Genomic DNA, 21,875 nt, shown 5'->3' on the forward strand with positions numbered 1-21,875 from the left:
GGGATGCAACAGCTCTGGGGAGAGGTGGAACATGGCCCGCCGGTAAACGGCAGGCGCACAATAGGAGTGGGCCTGCCTTTATAACGTGTCAGTTACAGGGTGACTGTCCAATTGTGTGCTCCTGAGAAGAAAGTGGGCGAATTCTAAACCGCACAAGCAAAGTTGTAAACCTTGATAACTGTTTCCTGTATAAACCTTTTATCAACGAGCGATGAATCTTCCCGGGCGGCTTGGCGAAACATCCCGTCATATCAGGCTACATCCTGATAATAAAATGGCGAAATAGCGGAATATGGGAAAACTCAGCCTGAAAACCAGTTGAAAATCGCGACCTCTGGCGATAATTCGCGCAAAAGACAGCATTTATCGCTGGGGGCTAACTTTTATTTAGCCTTTTTGCAGTGATTCCCGCCAGAAATAGTCGATTTCACCCTGCCATCTACGTGCAATTATCGCGTATTGAAAATTATCCACTTTTTGCCCGCCAGGCCCGGCGCGGCGGGGTTTTTTCACCATTGAATGCACCTTATGCTGTGCGTAAGATTCTGTGTTCACTTCTACTTATAAGAAACAATTATGCCAGCCTCAATCGCACCCGCTATCGCCACCGATCCCGACGCCACGCCCGTAAACTCACGCGGAAAAGTAGTGATTGCGTCGCTGGTCGGTACGGCTATCGAATTCTTCGATTTCTATATTTATGCCACTGCGGCAGTGATCGTCTTCCCGCATATCTTCTTCCCACAGGGCGATGCCACCGTGGCGACGCTACAGTCGCTGGCCACCTTTGCTATTGCCTTTGTTGCCCGCCCGATTGGCTCGGCGCTGTTTGGCCACTTTGGTGACCGCGTCGGGCGCAAAGTGACGCTGGTCGCATCCCTGCTGACCATGGGTATCTCCACCGTGGTGATCGGCCTGCTGCCGGGCTACGAGACGATTGGCGTCTTTGCCCCGCTGCTGCTGGCGCTGGCGCGCTTTGGTCAGGGTCTCGGACTTGGCGGTGAATGGGGCGGCGCGGCGCTGCTGGCGACGGAAAATGCCCCGGCGAAAAAGCGTGCGCTGTATGGCTCGTTCCCCCAGCTCGGTGCACCGATTGGCTTCTTCTTCGCCAACGGTACTTTCCTGCTGCTCTCCTGGCTGCTGACCGACGAGCAGTTTATGACCTGGGGCTGGCGCGTGCCGTTTATCCTTTCTGCGGTGCTGGTGCTGATTGGCCTGTATGTGCGCGTCTCGCTGCATGAGTCGCCGGTATTTGCCAAAGCGCAAAAAGAGAAGAAGCAGGTAAAAGTCCCGATCGGCACCCTGCTGACCAAACATCTGGGCACCACGGTGATCGGCACGTTTATCATGCTGGCAACCTATACGCTGTTCTACATTATGACAGTGTACTCAATGACCTACGGCACCACGCCAGCGCCGAACGGGCTGGGGATCCCACGGAATTCCTTCCTGTGGATGCTGATGGTGGCGGTAATTGGCTTTGGCGTGATGGTGCCGATTGCCGGGATGCTGGCGGACCGCTTTGGCCGTCGCAAAACCATGATCGTGATTACGCTGCTGATTATCGCCTTCTCGCTGATCTTCCCGTCGATGCTGGGTTCTGGTAACCAGGCGCTGATTATGGCCTTCCTGCTGTGCGGGCTGAGCATTATGGGGCTGACCTTCGGCCCGATGGGCGCGCTGCTGCCGGAGCTGTTCCCGACCGAAGTGCGGTATACCGGGGCGTCGTTCTCTTACAATCTGTCGTCGATTCTCGGGGCGTCAGTCGCGCCTTATATTGCCACCTGGCTGGCGCACACTTACGGCCTGTTCTACGTCGGCATTTACCTGGCCGCCATGGCCTGCCTGACGCTGATTGCGCTGATCCTGTGTAAAGAGACGCGCCACGAATCGCTGTTTGATTGATCCTGCCCCACGCACGGGTCGACCGGAAAAAATGGTCGACCCCTACAAAACTGTAAATACGGGTCGACCGGTAAAAAAAGGTCGACCCCTACAAAACTGCAAATACGGGTCGACCGGAAAAAATGGTCGACCCCTACAAAACTGCAAATACGGGTCGACCGGAAAAAATGGTCGACCCCTACAAACTGCAAATACGGGTCGACCGGAAAAATGGTCGACCCGTACAAAATCATCAGACTGCTGTCGGGGCTGACCCTCTTTTGCGGTCAGCCCGCTTCCCGGGTTATTTCCTTTTCATCTGCTGCAACACACGGGTGCACTGATTATCATCGTTATCGCTCGGTGAGATCAGCGCCAGCAGCGCGGCGGCCGGCGCCACCACGGCACCCAGCGCCACAGCGGCGGCACCACGGGCGATCAGCGGGCCAGCTTTTACCCCGGCATCCGGGTTTTTAAAGGTGCCGCGCACGTACAGCGGCGAGCGCAGGGTAATAATCCTGATGCCCTTGCTGTCCGGGTTGATCGACAGATCCAGCCGCTCGTTGGCGAAGTTAGTGGTACCGGTAATATTGATAATCGCGTTTTCGGTATCAAAGATAAACAGCCGTGAGGACGCCAGGCCGTTGTTCACCTGCAGGTTAGCGGCGGCGCAGTTGATTTTCACCTCATCGTCGCCAAATAGCTTGCCGACCACGTAGTTCCCGACGTTCAGGCCGACAATCTCCATCAGGCTGCGGCTGATCAGGCCATCGTTCATCAGCAGCTTGAGCTCGCCGTTGCTGGTTGCCAGCAGGTCGGCCACCGAGTTACCCCGCCCGCTCAGCGTAGCGTCACCGTTCATCTGGCCGAGGGCGCTCTGCATCGCCTCGACGTCCGGGAACAGCTGGCGCAGCTTCAGATTGCGCGCGTGCAGATCGATGCGCCCGCGCATCGGCGATTTATCCCCTTCCAGATGCAGCGTGGCATTGAGATTACCGCCCGCCATGCCGAAGCGCAGCGGGTCGAGCAGCAGGTCGCCGTTTTTCAGGGTGAGATGAGTGGAAAGATCGCTGATCGGCAGCGAACTGCTGTGTTCTATGCGCTTGCCGCTGAACTTCACATCGGCATCCATCACGTCCCAGCTTTTGGTATCAAACTTGTCGTGCGGCAGCACGCGGTCGGCAGGCTGGCTGGTGGCCTCGCCGCGCTTCGCCTTGGCCTGCTCGGTTTTCTCGCTGCCCTTGCCTGATTTGACGCCAATCAGCGGACCAAGGTCAGCCATGCGCAGCTGGCGGGATTCCAGCGCCCCTGCCAGTTTCGGGCGCGGTTTGCCCTGGGTGTAAGTGAGCGAGCCGTGAATATCGCTGTCGCCGATATGACCGTTAAAGTTCTGATAGCGGAACACCGGGCCGCCCTTCTGCTGGAAGCGCGCCGTCAGATGGCCGTCGGTCTCATACGGTGGCGTATCGGGCAGCAGAATGCCGGTCAGCCCATACAGGTTGGCCAGCGTATCGCCGGAGAAGCGCAGGCGGATATCCACGCCGCCGAGATTCATCGGATCCTGAATGGTGCCCGCGACGCGCACGCGGGTAGTGCCGTTACGCAGGTCGGCCTGGATCGGGAACGGCGTGGTCTGGCTGCGCAGCGACAGCATGCCGCCAATCTTGCCGTCTCCATTCAGCTTCTCGTTATTATAGGTGCCGCTGGCGTGCCAGCCAAAGACGAAATCGGCGGCGCCCTGCTGCTTATCATCGCCGCCTGCCAGCTGCGCATACGGCACCGGTTTGCCCAGTGGGTCCACCGTCACCTGCACATCAGCTTTGTTGATCGCATCGCGATAGCCAATCTGCCCCTGGTCAAACGCGATATTATCGAGGCGGAAGGACCACGCTGACGGCGCGGCATCATCCTGCTTCTGGTCACTGCCAGCGAGGTTAAAGGTCCAGTTGTTTTTCTTATCGGCGGTCTGCACCAGCTTCGCTACCGGCTGCTGCAGCTTGATCCACGGCAGGTAAACCTGCTTGCCGAGCAGGGCCAGCGGGGAGATAGTGGCATCCACGCGCTGCAGATGCACCATCGTCACATCGGGAATTTCCGGCGGGTTGCCCAGCATAATATCCTGAGCATGAATGTGCGGCCACGGCACCCAGGAGCGCCAGCCCGGCTCGCTGCGGTTACGCTCCCACGCCACGCCAAGGTCGCCGCGAATGGCGAATGGGCGGTTGATCTCCGCCGACACTTTCTGGTTGATGGTCGGCTTCAGGCGATTCCAGTCAAAGGTGGCTATCACCACCACAATCACCACCACCAGCAACAACAAAATCCCGGCTATCCAGCTAATTATTTTCCCCGTACGCGACATTCGTCGTCTCCTTGTCGGCTTCCGTCTCCTGTAAAGATAGTCCAGACGACGGCAGAAGGCATCAGACAAGGTTTAGCGGCAGGCTCTCCAGCTGGTCAAACGGCAGCGGGCGGGCGAAGAAATAGCCTTGTGCGGCGCTGGCCGGGGAGTTACGCACCTGCTCCCACTCCTCTTCGGTCTCCACCCCTTCAACAATCACCCCTTTGCAGTAGCGATTGATCAGCGCCAGCAGCATGCCGAACAGGTTGCGCCCCTCTTCGCTCGCGCGCAGCAGGATAAACAGCTCGCGAGCCAGCTTAATGTAGTCGTACTTCAGCTCGGTCAGCGCCGAGAAGTTCGCCATGCCGCAGCCGAAATCGTCCAGCCACAGCGGGCCAAGCTCCGGCATCTGCGCGAAGATCGCATCCTGCGGCAGCACGTGGTGCTCGACCAGCTCAAAGCGCACCCACGGACAGCGCGCAATCAGCTGGCGAATCGTGCGGTTGTGCTGGATCTCCAGCAGCGTCGGGCCGTCGATATTGACCGAGGCCACAATCCTGGCGCTGACAAACTTATCTTCCCATTGCGCCAGCAGGTCGAGCTGCTCGGCGACGATTTGCAGGCGCTGGCTGATTTCCAGCGTGGCAAAGTAAAGCTCCGGCGACACTCTCTGGCTCGGCGCGGTGGGGTGAAACACCGCAGTGAGCAACTCAATTGCCATCAGGCTGCCGTCAACCCGGTAAATCGGTTGGAAGTTATAGGAACGCTGACACTGCTGCCAGTACCCCGGTTCTTTAAGCTGCTCTTGAACAACAATTGCGTTTGGTAGCCGGTGACTGAGGCTATTCAGCACCATTATTGTGACCCTTTATCTGTGAGACCGCCTTCATATGGCATCCCGTGTTGCAAGTATCGGCCACGGCACTGAGAACTTTATCGGCATTACGGTCACGCCTCTGCGTTAAGTGTCACCGATATTCTGCCGCTTCAATCGCCAAAACAGGTGCCTTTTGGGGCGTTTTATCAGCAGTTGGTCACGGCTAAACCGCCATCACAATAAAAATAAAACGACGTTTTAAATCATTGACTGTTGCCCCGCGCCCGGCGAGACTGTGAGCAGATTTTTTATCGGGCGAAGACTATGACGCAGCAGAAACTGGCCGTGATCGGCGAATGTATGATTGAACTCTCCCAGCAGGGCCGCGAGATGAGCCGGGGTTTTGGCGGGGATACGCTTAATACGGCGGTGTATGTTGCCCGCCAGGTGGCCCGGCAGGCGCTGCGGGTGGATTACGTCACCGCACTCGGCACCGACAGCTTCAGCCGCGAGATGATCGCCGCCTGGCAGGCGGAAGCGCTGCACACCGGCCTTATCCAGCAGATGGACAACAAGCTACCGGGCCTGTACGTGATTGAAACCGATGCCCGCGGCGAGCGCACCTTTTACTACTGGCGCAATGACGCCGCCGCCCGCTACTGGCTGGACGGCGAACGGGCAGACGCCATCTGCCAGCAGCTGGCGCATTACGACTACCTCTACCTCAGCGGCATTAGCCTGGCTATCCTCAGCCCGTCAGCGCGCGAAAAACTGTTCGCGCTGCTCGCCGATTGCCGCGCCAACGGCGGCAAAATCATCTTCGACAATAACTATCGTCCGCGCCTGTGGCCGAGCCGGGAAGAGGCGCAGGCCGCCTACCGGGCGATGCTGACCGTTACCGATATCGCCTTCCTGACGCTGGATGATGAAACCCTGCTGTGGGGCGATGCGCCAGCATCCGCCGTGATTGCACGCACGCAGCAGGCCGGCGTGAGCGAAGTGGTGATCAAACGTGGAGCCGATGCCTGCCTGGTGGCCGTGGGTGATGAGCCGCTGCTGGAGGTGCCGGCGGTGCACCTGCCGCCGCAGGCGGTGGTGGATACCACGGCCGCCGGTGACTCCTTCAGCGCCGGCTATCTGGCGCTGCGGCTGACCGGAGGCAGCGCTGCCGATGCGGCCAAACGCGGTCACCTGACCGCCAGCACCGTGATCCAGCATCGCGGCGCCATCATTCCGCGCGCGGCGATGCCGGAATAATATTGCCAGGCGGCACACTCTGCCGCCTGACTTATTTACGCTGATTAACTCAAATTAATACTCCTCACAAACTCCTCTTCAACGCCTATTATTTACAACGTTTATTTATGGCTAAATAAACAGTTTGAGTTTAGAGAAATCTTGCAAAAAAACTAATGTAAGCGCGCGCTGAACCCAGGCGCGCTGCTGCCTGAGCGCCTGCAGCCCTGAAAATTGAGCATATTCTGAAACTGCCTGAAACGTGCGCGAAATAGTGGACGAAAGCGACTGCAATCGGCAATGCTTCTGCTAATTACGCCGTGACGGATATCCCGTTTATTTCTATTACGGCATCTACACTCTTATTTAAATGATAACAATAATCAGGAGCGCCCATGAAAGCTGAAATATTTAATCTCTGGCCCAACGGCGATGCGCCAGGGGCCAGCGACTCACGGGCGGAGCCAAAAATTATCGATCTGGCCACACAGTATGAACCATTTGATCGCGCCGCCAGCGGCGTGCGCTGCCCGGAGCTGGCAATCTGGTATCCCGAGCAGTCGAACGGTGTAACCCTGCTGGTGGCGCCCGGCGGTGGCTATGAGCGCATTATGATCGACAAGGAGGGCAGCGCGCTGGCGATGTTCTTTAATGCGATGGGCTACACGCTGGCAGTGATGACCTATCGCCTGCCCGCGGACGGCCACCATGAAGGTGCCGATGCGCCGCTGGCCGATGCCCAGCGCGCCGTGCGCGTGCTGCGCGAGCGCGCGCTGCGCGGGCGCAACGGCGAGCGGATCGTGATGATGGGCTTCTCCGCCGGGGGCCACGTTGCCGCCAGCGCCGGGACGCGCTTTAACGAGAAGCTCTACCCGGTGCAGGATGCCGCCGATGCCCGCTCGCCGCGCCCGGATGCGCTGGTACTGATCTATCCGGTGATCAGCATGCGCGATGGCCTGGCGCACCGCGGCTCACGCCAGCAGCTGCTGGGGGAAAATCCGGGGCAGCAGGAGATTGACGCATACTCGATGGAGACGCGGGTCAGCGACAGGACGCCGCAAACGCTGCTGATCCACGCAGTGGATGATGAGTCGGTGCCGGTGAATAACAGCATGGTGATGTTCAGCGCGCTGCGCGAGCACAAGGTGCCGTGCGAGCTGCATTTCTATGAGAAAGGCGGCCACGGCTTCGGCATCCGCAACGTCGCCGACCTGCCGCTCGCCAGCTGGCCCATGCTGGTCAACGAATGGCTGCGCGCCCGTATCTGGTGATACAAACGGCAGAGCAACAGGTACGGGTCGACCCGTGGCGGTGATTCGCAATAACGGGCTGACCGAAAAAGAGGGTCAGCCCCTACAAATACGAGGTTGCCCCTGCCGATAGTATTGGGTGACAGAAACGGCAGAGTGATCTGCAATAACGGGCTGACCGAAAAAGAGGGTCAGCCCCTACAGATACGAGGTTGCCGCTGCCGATAGTATTGGGTGACAGAAACGGCAGAGTGATCTGCAATAACGGGCTGACCGAAAAAGAGGGTCAGCCCCTACAAATACGAGGTTGCCCCTGCCGATACAACGCATGGCTGGGCGCCCGGATTGGATAATACAGACGGCAGAGTAACAGGCAGGTAGGGGTCGACCCTTTTTTTCGGTCGACCCGTGGCGGTGATTCACAATAACGGGCTGACCGAAAAAGAGGGTCAGCCCCTACAGGGTATTGGCCCGCGATGATTACTGCGGTGGCGTGGTGCTGTCGCCGGACGGAGCGGCTGCGGCATCGGATGCTGCAGCGGGCGCAGGCTCTGGCGTCATAATCTTCTGCCAGCTCTCCTGCAGCGCCTTGACGTTAGTTTCCGGCTCGCCCGGCGGCTGCATCAGCACCATCGTCATATCCTGCGTCAGCTGCTGGCGCAGCTCCTGGTTCAGCATATCCAGCGTCAGACCTGACAGGAACTGCTGACGCAGCTTCTGATACTGCTCCGGCGCGATATCCACCACCGCATTCTGCTGAGAACGCAGACGCTGGCTCATCAGGACATCGGTATCGGTGCGCGCGTAGGTGGCGAACAGCTTGTTCAGCTCGCTGTTCTTCTGCCCAATCAGCGCATCAAACTCCTGCTGAGACAGACCCTTATCACGAATGTTGACCATTTCTTTGGCTATCAGCGTCAGGTTACTGTTCAGCGAGGCATTGTCGGCATCCAGGTTGATGGCGCACTGCGCACGCTGGTACAGCACGCGGCAGTCAAAGCCCACCTGCATGCCCTGGGTTTTGTTATCGCTCAGCACCTTCTGCACATGCCAGAACAGCGCCTCACGCGCCAGATCGCTCTGCCAGTAACGCAGCAGGTTTTGCGACTCGCGGATCGGCTGCCATGGCGTATCCCACACCAGCGACAGGCGGTCCTGGCTGAGGGTGCTGTTTGCCAGGTTGATCGGCTGCGGCAGCAGCGGGGAGAGCGTTGGCATCGCGGAAGGCTGTTCGCGCTTGCCTTCCAGCGGCGAAAACACTTTGTTGATCTGTTCAGACAGGCTGCGGCTGTCGACGTTGCCGACGACAAACAGCGTCATGGCATCCGGGGTGTACCACTGCTTATAGAAGGCATTGAGCGCGGCGAGATCCACCGGCACTTTTACCGGGGAAGCGGGGTCGTGGGCCAGCATGGAGGAGCCTTTCAGCCGGTAGCGCCACCAGGTATCCTGCGGATTGCCCGGCCAGGTGGCAATCGGATCATCCGCATTATTGGCGGTATTGACCACTTCTTCATTAATGGTCATTTTACCCGCCGTTGCCGCCAGCCAGGTCAGCGCTTCTTTCACTAATTCCGGGCGGTTGTTCGGCAGGCTGAGGTTGTAGAGCGTGTAGTCGTAGGAGGTGATGGCCGGCGGCATCGGGTGCTGCGGGTCCATACTCTGCTGCCACAGCGAGCGCTGCTGCGCGGGATCGAGCGCGGCATTATGCACCAGCGCAAGGCGCGGCAGTAAATGGCTGTAGCCGGCCTGCTGGGCGCTCTCCACCAGCGAACCGGTGTTGACCATCAGGCGAATCTCAACGCGATCGCTTGGGCGCTGAGGGGTTGTGAGTAGCTGCCAGCTGAAACCGTTATCCAGCTTGCCCTGCTGCCAGGCAGGATCGGGTTGGAGAGTTTCGGCCTGCACAGTCAGGCTGGCCGCAGCCAGCAATATTCCACCAACTAATAAACGAATTCTGGTGCCCTGCATGTGAACCCCTACTCAATCACAAACCAAAAAATTATCACTGGCGATCTACTGCCTGCCGTTATCGCGCGTACGCACGTTCAGGAAGCGACTGTTCTTAATATAAATAGCGAATGGAACAGTTTGTTAGACCACACATCGGCGGGGATGTCACACCGCAGAATGAAAAATCATAAAAATAGCTTGGGGGTTATTATGCAAATGCCCGTCGTGAGGGCAAGTCACGACGGGCATTTGGGGCAATATTTAATGAATTAAGCACTTATGCCGTGATATCAGGCCGTTTTTTCAGCTTGTTTTCTTGCGTTCAGCGTCTCTTTCATCTGCGTCTCATCCAGCTGGCCAACCCATTTCGCCACAAACACCGTCGCCACACCGTTACCGATCAGGTTAGTCAGCGCACGCGCTTCGGACATAAAGCGGTCGATACCAAGGATCAGCGCCAGCCCGGCCACCGGCAGATGCCCGACTGCGGACAGCGTAGCCGCCAGGACGATAAAGCCACTCCCCGTCACGCCCGCGGCGCCTTTCGAGGAGAGCAGCAGCACCACCAGCAGGGTGATCTGATGCCAGATATCCATATGGCTGTTGGTCGCCTGGGCGATAAACACCGCCGCCATGGTCAGATAAATCGAGGTGCCATCAAGGTTGAACGAGTAGCCGGTAGGAATAACCAGCCCCACCACCGATTTCTTACAGCCGAGCTTTTCCATCTTATCCAGCATGCGCGGCAGCGCAGATTCAGAAGAGGAAGTCCCCAGCACAATCAGCAGCTCTTCTCTGATGTAGGCGATAAATTTGAAGATGTTAAAGCCGACCATACGGGCAATCAGCCCCAGCACCACCACCACAAACAGCGCGCAGGTAATATAGAAGCAGATAATCAGCTGGCCGAGCTGCACCAGCGAGCCAACGCCATATTTACCGATGGTGAAGGCCATGGCACCAAATGCCCCGATCGGCGCCAGGCGCATGATCATGTTGATGATGCCGAAAATCACCTTGGAGAAGCTGTCGATAAAGTTAAACACCAGCGTGCCTTTGTCGCCCAGGCGGTGCAGCGCGAAGCCGAACATGATGGCGAACAGCAGCACCTGCAGGATGTTGCCGCTGGCGAAGGCGCCAATCACGCTGCTGGGGATGACATCCAGCAGGAAGGCGATCACGCCCTGCTGCTCTGCCTGCTGGGCATACATCGCCACCGCTTTGGCATCCAGCGTCGACGGGTCAACGTTCATCCCTACGCCCGGCTGCAGCACGTTAACCACCACCAGGCCGATAATCAGGGCAATGGTGCTGACGATTTCAAAGTAGAGCAGCGCGACCGCACCGGTACGGCCGACCGCTTTCATGCTCTCCATTCCGGCGATGCCGGTCACCACGGTACAGAAGATCACCGGGGCAATAATCATTTTGATCAGCTTGACGAAGGCATCGCCAAGCGGCTTCATCTGCGCGCCCAGCTCAGGATAGAAATGGCCCAGAAGCACGCCAATCGCGATGGCAGTCAGCACCTGGAAATAGAGACTTTTGAACAGGGATTTTTTCATAAGGTATCCGTTAACGGCTGAATTGCTGTTGTTATAATCAGTGACAGCGCGAAAGTAACATCCAGTTAACAGGATTAATATAGCCCGACCAGGCCCGGCGGCTTCCATAACCTGGTTTTATGAGCTGAATCACTTCAGCCCCGACTTGTATAACTAAAGAAAGTGAAATGGCGCCTAATCAATTCAATATGACGCTTTTAGCAACTAACTGGCGTTTTCGTCGCTGGAGTCCAGGTTATGACGAACCCATTCACGCTGCTTTTTCTTGTTCTGCGGTGTCTTCTGACCCATGGGCAAAAACATCAGGTCGTGATAGATCAACGCTTCTATAACTGCCCGTTCATATCTTTGCTGGTCAACGATCATGCCCTGAAATGTCACGATCACCAACGGATCGACTTCACCCGTTTTGAGTAAGCGAGCATGGTACAGGCCCGTATAGTCGGGGGATGAGCCAGCGACAGAATTACTGTCTTTGGCCAGAGGGTAGTGAGCGGAATAGCCGTGCGAGGATGGGTCGTAGATTTCAATATAGCCCTGCTGCTCCCAGACATCCTGGAGATCGAGCAAAGCATCTTCATAATATTGCTGGTCTTCTGCGTCATAACCGAACTTCGCACTGGTCGACGCAAATTTTACCGCAATCTCGAGACGTGCAAAATAAAAGCGCTTAGGTTGATGTTTGCCCAATGCGATATCCTTCCTGGATAAAATCTTTACGGCGCATCTCACGAAGCTGCTCGCGGCGCTCTTCCCTTGTTCCTGTCAGCTGAACAGATCCAGCTTTTTGTGCATCAGACAGAGCTTGAATAATCTCTTTCTGAGTCAGATTTTTTGCAGGCATATCACCTCCTGATGCAAGTTGCTGAATAATTGTACACCAGCCATCCTCGCTTTGTCATTGGCGTTGCATCTTTTATATGCAAAATCAGTGAGTGAAATAGCAGGATTTTACAGGTACTGCTGTTGGAACTGCGCCAGCGGCAGCGCTTCGGAGTAGAGGTAACCCTGGCCGATATGGATGCCGCGTGCCAGCAGCCAGTCGCGCTGCGCTTCGGTTTCCACCCCTTCGGCCACCACGTCGAGCGTGATGATCTCGGCAATAGCCGCGACGATGCGCACCATGGTGTCATCTTCGGGCAGCGCCACCACAAAGCTGCGGTCCATCTTCAGCTTGGCGATCGGCAGGGCTTTGAACTGATTCAGCCAGTTGAGGTTGGCGTAGCCCATGCCAAAATCGTCGAGCGCGACCGATACGCCCACCTGGCGCAGCTGCTGCAACAGGCTGAGCGCCTGCTGCGGCTCGCCAATCTGCGCGGTTTCGGTGATCTCCAGCACCAGGCTGCCGGGGCAGATCTGATGCTGCGTAATCAAATTCTGTAAATGGCTGACCATTGATGGATCGCTGAGCTGCACGGCGGAGAGATTGACGCTCAGCGGCAGCGTAATGCCCTGCTGCTGCCAGCCCGCCAGCACCCGGCAGGACTCTTCAAACACCCAGCGGCCCAGCGCGGTAATCACCCCTTTTTCCTCCGCGCACGGGATCAAATCGTCCGGCAGCGACCAGCTGCCGTCGGCCTGGCGCATGCGCAGCAGCGCTTCGGCCCCCACCAGCTGACCATTGCGCATATCGATCTGCGGCTGCAGCCACAGGGCAAACTGCTGCTGCTGCAGCGCGCGCACAATATCCTGCTCGCACACCGTGCGCGGCTTTGCCGCACTGCTCTGGTCAGCAGGGCGCTCGGCATACAGCGCCGCCTGCGCCAGCTGGTTGCGATTGTAGTTGCGGATAAGCATGCCTATTTCATCGTTACGATGGTATTTCGGCAGCGGCAGCTGATGGCCGATACTCTGCTGCGGGCTAAGGTCCTGCAGCTCGGCAGCGATGGTGCGCAGCGGCCTGACCATCAGGCGGTTGATACACCAGCTGATCGACACCGAGAGGATCAGCGCCAGCAGCAGATAGGTGGTCACCATGGTGGAAACCGCGCTGAGGATAAACTGATATACGCGCCATGAATCGGCCTGCAGCACCAGCAGCGCCAGCGGTTTCGGGTTGGCCGGCTCTACCGAATAGAGCGGCACGGTGATCTGCACCGGCAGTTCAAACAGCCGGGCGATAAACTGCGGCACCGGCTTTTCGGGTTCAAAATCGGTATGCAGCGCCTGCAAGCCGTTGGGCAGCACCACTTCCGCCCGCGCCAGAATACCGGCCGGGCGCAGCGAGTTGAGGATAAATTCAGCCTGAGGAATGTCCGCCTTCAGCACCGCCTGCGACAGCGGCTGACGCACGGTATGCGCCACGTTCTCCATCTGCTGGGCGTAGTCAATCCTGCGCTGCTGCACAAAATGGAAAAGCTGTATGACGATAAAAATACAAATCGTGACCACCGCAACGCTGGAAATGGTCGCCATCTGCTTGATCGTTAATGAACGACTAACTCGCAAGCCTGCTCTCCGAAGAACTCTGCTGAAAGGACTAAAATCGCCCTGAGTATATCCTATGACTGCGGGTTGTTAAGCTATCACGCTTTGCAGGGCGAGGTTTAGGTGTTTTCCTGGGAGAACAGTCACGCAGCTTACTTCAGGCTGGCGTACGGCGCCAGCGGCTGCGGCGGCATATCAAGGTCGCCCTGCCAGCCAGCCATCGAGTAGCGCAGAAAGAGTAGTCCGTGGCTCGGGGTGTAATCTTTGGCCTGCTGGATATCCACGCCGAGGCCCAGCGTCCAGTTTGAGGTTAAGCGCCGCTCGACCAGCGCCTGCAAGGTATAGCCAAAGCCGGAGCCGCCGCCATCACTGCCCGGGGCGTTATCAGCGGTGATGGCGCCGAAATTCAGCGGATAGCGCGGCGTGGCGTCGCTATGGGCGTGCGACAGCGAAACCGAGCCGCCAAGGTCAAACGACCAGTTGGCCGTGCGCTGGCGCCAGGTGACCGGCAGCGACAGCGAGGCATAGCGCTGCGGGCTGTAGTAGCCGCCCTGGCCGAGGGAATAGTCGCTCAGATCCTGCGCGTAGTGCCACAGCATGCCGTTAATACCAACGGTTGCCCGACGGTTATCGTCGTTGATGAGCTTGTAGTAGTAGCCGCTCATCAGGCGCTCGCGGGAGTTATCCGCCACGTTTTTACCCGTTAGCTGATGTGCGCTGAGATCGGCCCATACGCCGTGCGCGCCGCCGCGATCCCAGCTCAGACCGACTGCGCCACCGGTCGCCACCACGCCGCCCCAGCGTTTGCCGCTAGCCTGATTGGGGTCGCGCGCGCCGGCAAACGCCAGCAGCGAGCTGGCAATCGGGCGGCGCGAGGCGCTCAGCGTCACGCCGAGATCGTCAATATCGCTGTTCCAGCTCAGGCCGCCGACCCAGTTGGTGACCTCAAAGCCGAGCGGCGTGGTGCCGAGGTCGGCAGACCAGCGCTCGCTGCGGAAGCCCGCGCCAATGCTGGTGCCGTTCTGATGCTGGCGGAAGTCGCGGTTGCACAGCGCATCCGCGCTGGCGCAGGTGCCAAAATTCTCCCTGATAGTGCCATTGGCGCTGCGGGTAAAGCTGCCTGCCGAGACGTCTACATTATCCAGCTGCAGCCAGCCACGCCCGTCAGACAGCGGAGTCTCCGCCTGCATCATGGTGGTGTGCGCGCTAAAATCGGAAACGCCGCCGCTGCCTTTATTACGCGAATAGTCCTCGGCCAGCGTCAGCTGCGTCTCCTGCTGGCGATACAGGCTGGCGCTGTCGCGGCGGATGCCGCGCTGCTGCCAGTCGTCCTGCGCGTCGCTGCGCATCAGGCGGGTAAAGGTCTCGTTGTCGCCGGGTGCGGTGGCGCTAATCCCCACCGCCTGCATTGCCTGGCGATAGTCGCTCAGCGCCGTGGCATACTCCTGCTTCGCCACCCTGCGGTCAATGCGCGCCAGCAGCTCGCTGCGCGCCAGGCGCTGCGCCAGCGCCCGCATATCCGCCGTCCATCTGCTGCGTGGCAGGGTGTTGAGACGCGCCAGCGCGGCCGCATCGTCACCGTTGCCAGAGAGCCACAGCCCGTAAGCATAAACCTGCGCCGGCTGCTGCGGCTGGCGCGCCGCCATCGCCGCCATCAGCCTGTCGCCCGCCGCGCGCTGACCGCTCTCACGCAGCGCGCGCGCGCTGTGATAGTTGAGCCAGACATCATCCGGCGCCTCGCGCTGCGCCAGGCGATACTTCTCTGCCGCCTGCGCCCATCTGCCCTGCGCCGCCAGCTGCTCTGCTTCAGCAGTCAGCGCGTCCAGCCGCAGCGTCATCAGGCGACGTGCGGCGGTACGGTTTTGCGGCTCAAGCCGCAGCGCCTGGCGGTAGTACTGCTCCGCCCCGGCGCGATCTTTACCGGCCAGCGCCACATCGCCAAAGCCGATACGGGCCCAGGCATCACGCGGATCGAAACCCGCGGCCTGCCGATAGTGGCTCTGCGCCGCGCTGAGTTCGCCTGCCGCCAGCGCCTTATCGCCCTGCTCAATGCTGAGCCAGTAATGGTTCGAGCGCAGCAGACTGCGCCATTTATTGGCGTCGTCACCGCCTGGATCGGCGGCAATCGCCTGGCGGAACAGCGCAATAGCGGCCGCCCGGTGGTTGGCCGCTGCCAGCGCCTGCCCGCGAGCGCCCAGCGCGGCGGCCTGGCTATCGGCTTTGACCCGCTGCACATTCTGCTGCATCAGCAGCAGCGACTGCTGCAGTTCGGCATTACCCGGCGTGATGCGGTCCAGCGCCTGCATCTGCGCCAGCGCGCGCGCCTGCTGGCCGGGCAGCCGGGCCACCAGCCGCCAGTACTCCAGCGCCATGTCAGCGGAGGGAAACGCGCCGTGGAACAGGCGATCCCACGCGGCCTGCGCCTCCACCAGCTGCCCGGAAGCGCCGAGCAGCCGCGCCTGCTGCAGCTGCTGCCGGCCTTCCGGCGTGATGAGCAGCATATTGGCCGCCGCCTCACGCGTGGCCTGCGCATCCGGTGCGCTGCGCCGCAGCTGCGCCATCAGCTGTGCGGCGCGGGCCTGGTCGCCCTGGCGCAGCGCCAGCCGCAGTTTGGCCGCTACAACCTGCGGATTATCCGGGTCGATTTTATCCAGCCGGTAGAGCGACTGCGTCACCAGCTCGTATTTATGGTTGGCTTCGCCGACCCGCACCTGCTGGAGCAGCCAGTCAATCGGCGCCACCTGCGCCCGCACGCCGGGGCTGCCGGGCAGCAGCAGCAGCGGCAGTAACAGCCCGGTTAGCCGCCGTATCACGCGTCGTCATCCTCGTCATCCAGGCGGCGACGGCTGACGCCGCGCATCAGGCGCCACACCAGCACCGCAAACAGGATCACCACCACCCCGGCCAGCAGCGCCAGCCACAGCGGATGATTCGCCAGCGCATTCCACAGGCGCTCCCACCACGGCAGGTGGCCGACGTAATAGGTTTCGCCGACGCGCAGGCTGCTGACGCCGGACTCGCGAATAATCGAGGCGGAGCCAAACATGGCGGCGCGTTTACCGCTGTCGTTCATCGCCTCATTCAGCAGCTGCCAGCCGCGCGGGCTGTCGGCTAACAGTGCCACCACGCTGCGCTGCGGGTCATACGGCGACTGGAAGCCGACCACCGCCGCCATCGGCCCGTCTGACGTTATCGTGGTCTGGCTCTCCGCCTGACGGTCGCTGGCCGGGCCGTCCACGCTGCTCAGCGCTGGCTGGCGCAGCGGCTTATTGATGCGGCTTTTCGCCGCATCGACCAGCAGGCTGATATTGCTGTCCTGCTTCAGCCCGGCGGGCAGGCTGCCAATGGTCAGAATATCGGCATTGCTGCTCTGCGCCTGCGCCCAGCTGTCGGCAATCTGCACCTTGAGCGCCGGATAGCCGGTCTGCGCGCTGACGTTCGCCAGCACATTGAGCATGGCGCTGATGTTCTCCGGCTGCGGCTGCGGGTCCATCAGGACCAGAGTTTGCGCCAGATCGGCCTGGCGGCTGAACGGGAAGCCGGCGGTGGCGAAGGCGCGCAGCGACGGCATCTCGATAAAGTGGCGATAGCCGGAGAAGTCGACGGTGGAGTTGCCGTCGATCACCACGTGATTGCTGACCGGCACCACGGTTTCGCAGCGGTCGCTGGTACCGCCGATAAAGGTCAGCGCATAGTCGAAGCTAAAGCGCAGCTGGTTCACCACGTCGAGGCGCAGCGCCGGGATGGTCAGGCTGGTGCTACCATCCTGCAGCCCCTGCAGCAGCGGAATACGCAGCAGCTGTTTGCTGCGGTCCTGCTTCACGGTCAGCGGGTAATCCTGCACAAACTGGTCGTTAAGGTGTATTGCCAGCCGCGAACCATCCTCCTGCAGCGGCGAGGTGTAGCGGTAGCGCAGATCCATGTCGATGCCGCGTGCGCGGATCAAAAACAGGTCCGGCGGCAGGTTGAGGGTAAACGCCAGCGGCGCAGGCTGCAGCCCATCCGACTGCAGCTGGCCCGCATACTGCTGCAGCTCGGCAAAGGTGGTCGGGCGGTCGGTGCGCACCCAGTTCGGCGCGTCGTAGGGCTGGCGGTCGGCGAGGGTTTTCACCCCTTCCACATGGGCGGTCTGACCGCGCAGCAGCAGCTCACCCTGCGCGATACCCTGCACCGCCGCGATCAGATCGTTGTCGTCACGCCCGAGCACCAGCAGCATTTTCTGGTACGGATTTCCCGGCTGATCGACGATCTCCATCGTCGGCTTATCCACCGGGGGCAGCGCTTTGAGGAAGTCAGGCCGCTGGGCATTGGTAGCGAACACCACCGCGTGCTGCTGCGCGGGCAGCTGGTTCAACAGCACCGGGAAGTTTTGCCCACGCCACTGGGCTTTGCTGCCAAACCACGACGCGAGTATGGCAGCGGCGCGCTGCTGGCCCAGATCCGGCGTGGCGGCAAACACCACCGGCAGGCTCATCGGGCGGCCGTCGCGCGCGTCAAAGAACGGTTCCGGGAAGTGCGAAAGGTCATTTTTCAGCGGCAGCTTTTGCAGCGTCAGCTGCAGCCCGCTCTGCTTACCGATATCCAGCCAGATCGCGCTGTTAGCCGGGTTTTCGCAGATATTGGTGTAATGCCCGATCAGTTCGAGGCGGATGCGGTTGAAATCGCCGATAAAGCGCGGGTCGATCGCCACCTGCGTCTGGTTCTCTTTCCCCAGCTGATCCGCCGTGATGGTTACCAGCCCGACCAGCTCGTCGTTGAGGGTGATTTTCAGCTGCGACAGCGTGGGGATCAGCGCCGGGGACGGGCGATAGCTGAGGTTGAGCAGCGCGTTAGTCACCACTTCGTCACTGCGCACCCCGAACTCAATCTGCCCCTGCGGCTGGGTGCCGCGCAGCGCAAAGTTGCCCGGCGGCGGTGCCAGCTGGGCAAAGTTGAGCGCCGACTGGCGTACCGGGGCGGCGGGCAGCACCTGCGCCTCTGCTGCCGGGGTTTCTGCGGGGGCGGCCTGGGTGACGAATGCCAGCAGGAGTGCGGCCAGGCCGCGGCGTGTTTTTCTCATGATTCTGCGATTACCGAGCGGGCACCGGGCCGTGGCCCGCGCGCTTTAGGGAAAAATGAAGCTAGCCACGCCATCAGCGCGGTTAAGCCAATAAACAGCTGGCGCAGGCGCGGCGGCCCGTACTCCGCCAGGCGCAGGTAGCCTTTAAAGCCGAGGATGACGATATCCACCAGGCTGTGGATCGGTTTGTCTTCCGGGAAACTGTCCTGCCACAGCGCCCAGGTATCGGCGCGGGCGAAGGTGCACTGAATAAATTCGACGTGCTGTTCGGTACTGAGGTTGTGCAGGCGAATGCCCGCCCGGCGTCCAAAGGTGCGCTGCACCACGCAGGGGAAGCTGAACTCCTGCTGGCCGCGCTTGAGCAGCAGCCAGACCTCTTCGTCTGCGTTGAGCGCGTGCGCTTCACGCAGCTCCAGCCCGACGCCGCCGTCCGAATAGTCGCGCAGGGTGCAGGGCAGCAGATGGCCGTCGGCGCGCGCGATGGCCGCAGGCATGGCGATCTCCACGCGGTGCGCTTCGCGGATCTGGCGCGCCTCGACCGACACCGCCACCGCGCCGCCGAGAATAATCATGTTGTAAAACACCCACAGCAGGCTGACCAGCACCGTCAGGATCTCGTGCGTCGGGCCGCTGTACAGGCGCCAGATGGCCGCTGCCACCCCCGCCAGGTTGAGCAGCACCAGGAAGATATAGGGCTTGGTGATCACCCAGTCGAGATGCTCCTCCTGCACCAGCCCGCCCTTAGCGGTGACGTTAAACTTGCCCTTATGCGGGTTGAACAGCGCTACCGTGGTCGGCCGGGCGATATACCAGGCGAGCACGGTTTCATACACTTCGCTCCAGAACGAGTGGCGCCAGCGCCCCTGAATTTTCGAGTTAGTCAGGCTGGTGTGCAGCATATGCGGCAGTACATAGATGGCGATGGCCAGCGCCGGGGCGTAGATGATAAAGGCGTGGCACAGCAGGAACGCCAGCGGGGCCAGCAGGAAGATCAGCCGGGGAATACCCGCCAGGAAGTGCAGCATGGCGTTGGCGTAGCACAACCGCTGCACCAGCCTTAGCCCTTTGCCGAGCAGCGGATTGTCGAGGCGGAAAATCTGCACCATGCCGCGCGCCCAGCGGATGCGCTGCCCGATATGCCCCGATAAACTCTCGGTGGCCAGCCCGGCGGCCTGCGGGATGCGGATGTAGGCCGAGGTCCAGCCAGCGCGGTGCAGGCGCAGCGAGGTGTGCGCATCTTCGGTAACGGTTTCCACCGCGATACCGCCGATCTCCTCCAGCGCGCTGCGCCGCAGCACCGCGCACGAGCCGCAGAAGAAGGTGGCATCCCAGACGTCATTACCATCCTGCACCAGCCCATAAAACAGCGTGCCTTCGTTCGGCGTGCGGCGAAAACGCCCGAGGTTGCGCTCAAAGGGGTCCGGCGAGAAGAAGTGGTGCGGGGTCTGCAACATCGCCAGTCGCGGGTCTTTGATAAACCAGCCGAGGGTCATCTGCAGGAACGAGCGCGTCGGCACGTGGTCGCAGTCAAAAATCGCCACAAATTCGCCGCGGCAGGTGGTGCGCAGCGCGTGGTTGATATTGCCCGCCTTGGCGTGCTCGTTACTGGGGCGGGCGATGTAGTGGATGCCCACGCTCTCGGCAAAGGCGCGAAACTCCGGCCGCCGGCCGTCATCCAGCAGATAAATATTGAGCTTTTCACGCGGCCAGTCGAGGCCAAGCGCAGCGTAGATCGTCGGCTTCACCACGCTGAGCGGCTCGTTCCAGGTTGGCACCAGCAGATCGATCGCGGGCCAGCTGCTGACATCTTCCGGCATTGATAGCGGCTTGCGCTGCAGCGGCCACAGGCTCTGGAAATAACCCAGCAGCAGGACCACCCACGAGTAGGTTTCAGCGGCGATCAACAGCACGCCAAAGGTCAGACTGAGCGGATCGTTCCAGTTTAGCGTGGCCGTATAGCGCCACCACAGATAGCGGCAGGAGATGGTCAGCGACAGCACGATCATCATCATGATTGGCAGCCTGCCGGGGATGCGCCGCACCACCATCGCCACCGCCCACAGCACCATCACGAAGATAAATTGCGTCCAGATATCGAACGGCTGCGAGATGCACAACAGCGCCAGCACCGTCGCAAGCAGCACCGCCACGGTGAACAGCGCGCGGCGCAGCAAAGGGGGAAGCTGGCTTAACCAGCGCTCGCCGCGTTTTTCCAGCTTCGCCTGCGCGGCGCGCTGCGGCAGGCGGTTGAGCCAGCGGTAAAAACCCCGGCGCCAGCGGGCCAGCGCGCTAAAGGCATTCAGCCGCTGGCGTTCGCTGCGCGCCGAGGCATCCAGCGGCAGCACCAGCAGCAGCCACAGGCTCTGGATCAGATAGCGCAGCGCATCGGCCGGGCGCGGGCGCTCGGGGGAGATATGCGGGTAAAGCTGGCGCTGGCGGGCGCTGACCTGCTGCCACTGCGCGCTTTCAAAGCGCAGCAGCGCCCAGCCGAGCGCCACCAGCAGGCAGTGCAGCGCCGCCGTCAGGGGCGGCGTGCGCTGGCGGCGATAGCCGCGGTAACGCTGGCTCAGCGCCTTTAGGGCGGCGGGCATCAGCAGCGCGCGCAGCGGGTTCATGCTGGCGCGCCCGTCAGGTTGATCAGGCACCAGCTCGCCAGCGTGGCAATCTCCTCCGCCGCCAGGCTCAGCGGGCGATACTCTCCGAGAGGCTGCTTATTCAGCAGCGCTTCAGCCAGCGCCTCGTCGCGATGCACCAGCAGCGGCAGGCGCTGATTGAGCGAGCCGATCCACAGCTGGTGCAGATCCTGCTGTGCCTTGCTCACCGGATTAAACTGGTTAATAAGGTACCGGGTATTTTCTGCGACCTCTGCCTGATGCAGGCGCAGATGGCAGTTGCCGTCGGGGACAATCACCCCGATCCGGTGGTCCGCCTGCGGCAACAGCTGCCGCGCCAGCTGCGGCATATCCGCCGGGATATCCAACAGCACCCAGCGATAGTCGCCCCGCAGCGCGTGCAGCCGCCCGGCCCACGGCGCCAGCAGCGCTTCAGGATTGCGCAGATACGCTTCGCTTTCAGCCGCTTGCAGCTGGCCGAAGGGAATAAAATCGAGCAATGGCGTGTAGCGCATGGCGCTCTGCTGCCAGGGCTGCTGCCGTAGCGCGCTGTGCGCCCAGCCGCGCGGCTGTTGGTAAGGGGTGTTGAAATGCATCCGCAGCTGGTTAAACGGGGAAAAATCGATGGCGAGCGTACGTTCGCCAAGGCTATTCAGTGCCCAGGCCAGCGCCGCTGTTATGGAAGTGGTGCCCACTCCCCCGCGTAAACCGCAAAATGCCACCACCGGCAT

14 protein-coding genes are annotated in these 21,875 nt (G+C 60.6%); 3 read left to right on the forward strand and 11 right to left on the reverse strand.

The window, feature by feature from the left end:
- Positions 1-576 precede the first annotated feature (576 nt).
- Complete coding sequence (locus ACLI4M_RS08970; RefSeq protein ID WP_133622435.1) at positions 577-1,905, forward strand: MFS transporter; 1,329 nt, start codon at positions 577-579, stop codon at positions 1,903-1,905.
- A gap of 283 nt (positions 1,906-2,188) precedes the next feature.
- On the opposite strand, the gene ACLI4M_RS08975 is transcribed toward ACLI4M_RS08970, so the two are convergent.
- On the reverse strand, positions 2,189-4,246 hold the full coding sequence (locus ACLI4M_RS08975) for an AsmA family protein (RefSeq protein WP_133622434.1): 2,058 nt from the start codon (positions 4,244-4,246) through the stop codon (positions 2,189-2,191).
- A 61-nt stretch (positions 4,247-4,307) separates the two neighbouring features.
- Entirely contained in the window at positions 4,308-5,081 is a 774-nt protein-coding gene (pdeH, locus tag ACLI4M_RS08980; protein ID WP_133622433.1) for a cyclic-guanylate-specific phosphodiesterase, read from the reverse strand.
- Positions 5,082-5,366: 285 nt separating this feature from the next.
- Here pdeH and ACLI4M_RS08985 point away from each other — a divergent pair, with 285 nt between their 5' ends.
- Positions 5,367-6,299 carry a sugar kinase gene (locus tag ACLI4M_RS08985; protein WP_133622432.1) on the forward strand — a complete coding sequence of 311 codons (933 nt, stop codon included), beginning with the start codon at positions 5,367-5,369 and terminating at the stop codon, positions 6,297-6,299.
- Positions 6,300-6,673: 374 nt separating this feature from the next.
- A complete protein-coding gene (locus ACLI4M_RS08990; protein WP_048917829.1) occupies positions 6,674-7,549 on the forward strand; it encodes an alpha/beta hydrolase in 876 nt (291 codons plus the stop codon).
- Between the two features lie 459 nt (positions 7,550-8,008).
- Here ACLI4M_RS08990 and ACLI4M_RS08995 read toward each other — a convergent pair whose 3' ends face one another.
- The 9 genes from ACLI4M_RS08995 to bcsQ all read right to left on the reverse strand — a co-directional run bounded on the left by ACLI4M_RS08995 (position 8,009) and on the right by bcsQ (position 21,875).
- Positions 8,009-9,499, reverse strand: a complete 1,491-nt coding sequence (locus ACLI4M_RS08995; protein ID WP_048917830.1) for a M16 family metallopeptidase — start codon at positions 9,497-9,499, stop codon at positions 8,009-8,011.
- Positions 9,500-9,771: 272 nt separating this feature from the next.
- Positions 9,772-11,046, reverse strand: coding sequence for a C4-dicarboxylate transporter DctA (locus ACLI4M_RS09000; protein WP_133622431.1), 1,275 nt, complete (start codon positions 11,044-11,046; stop codon positions 9,772-9,774).
- A gap of 204 nt (positions 11,047-11,250) precedes the next feature.
- Positions 11,251-11,736 carry a hypothetical protein gene (locus tag ACLI4M_RS09005; RefSeq protein WP_253537724.1) on the reverse strand — a complete coding sequence of 162 codons (486 nt, stop codon included), beginning with the start codon at positions 11,734-11,736 and terminating at the stop codon, positions 11,251-11,253.
- Positions 11,717-11,890: a hypothetical protein gene (locus ACLI4M_RS09010; RefSeq protein ID WP_166643139.1), complete on the reverse strand. Its 174-nt coding sequence runs from the start codon at positions 11,888-11,890 to the stop codon at positions 11,717-11,719. Before ACLI4M_RS09010 ends, ACLI4M_RS09005 begins: the two co-directional genes overlap by 20 nt.
- 107 nt (positions 11,891-11,997) lie before the next feature.
- Positions 11,998-13,494 carry an EAL domain-containing protein gene (locus ACLI4M_RS09015; RefSeq protein ID WP_048917832.1) on the reverse strand — a complete coding sequence of 499 codons (1,497 nt, stop codon included), beginning with the start codon at positions 13,492-13,494 and terminating at the stop codon, positions 11,998-12,000.
- Between the two features lie 131 nt (positions 13,495-13,625).
- Positions 13,626-16,286, reverse strand: coding sequence for a cellulose synthase subunit BcsC-related outer membrane protein (locus tag ACLI4M_RS09020; protein ID WP_253537727.1), 2,661 nt, complete (start codon positions 16,284-16,286; stop codon positions 13,626-13,628).
- Positions 16,283-18,532 carry a cellulose biosynthesis cyclic di-GMP-binding regulatory protein BcsB gene (bcsB, locus tag ACLI4M_RS09025; RefSeq protein ID WP_133622430.1) on the reverse strand — a complete coding sequence of 750 codons (2,250 nt, stop codon included), beginning with the start codon at positions 18,530-18,532 and terminating at the stop codon, positions 16,283-16,285. The genes ACLI4M_RS09020 and bcsB overlap by 4 nt, the downstream gene beginning before the upstream one ends.
- Positions 18,529-21,147: a UDP-forming cellulose synthase catalytic subunit gene (bcsA, locus tag ACLI4M_RS09030; protein WP_133624984.1), complete on the reverse strand. Its 2,619-nt coding sequence runs from the start codon at positions 21,145-21,147 to the stop codon at positions 18,529-18,531. The genes bcsB and bcsA overlap by 4 nt, the downstream gene beginning before the upstream one ends.
- Entirely contained in the window at positions 21,144-21,875 is a 732-nt protein-coding gene (gene bcsQ / locus ACLI4M_RS09035) for a cellulose biosynthesis protein BcsQ (protein WP_133622429.1), read from the reverse strand. Before bcsQ ends, bcsA begins: the two co-directional genes overlap by 4 nt.

This window comes from Erwinia sp. LJJL01, from assembly GCF_047300805.2.
Classification (GTDB): Bacteria; Pseudomonadota; Gammaproteobacteria; order Enterobacterales; family Enterobacteriaceae; genus Erwinia; species Erwinia aphidicola.